This is a genomic window from Photorhabdus viridis (assembly GCF_040256935.1).
Lineage (GTDB): Bacteria > Pseudomonadota > Gammaproteobacteria > Enterobacterales > Enterobacteriaceae > Photorhabdus > Photorhabdus viridis.
On the sequence record NZ_JBEJZY010000462.1, the window covers coordinates 1 to 226 of the forward strand.

Below are 226 nucleotides of genomic sequence, written 5' to 3' on the forward strand. Positions count from 1 at the left end.
CCAGCATAAAATCTTAGCCATTGCCGAAGAGGAAGGCGTCAGGCAGGCCGCCTATGCGCTTAAGCTGTTGCAAAGCGACGGCGAACTGACCATTGCCAGCACCGGTAAAGATGACGCCAGCGGGAATCTGGTCACCAAACAGTACACGGTGAAAGGACCGGTGATGCTGATGCTCACCACCACCGCAATAGATGTCGATGAAGAGCTGTTAAACCGCTGTCTGGTG

General features: G+C 54.4%; 1 pseudogene. It reads left to right on the forward strand.

The window, feature by feature from the left end:
- Positions 1–226: pseudogene (locus tag ABR397_RS24155) on the forward strand (hypothetical protein); the annotation flags it as partial.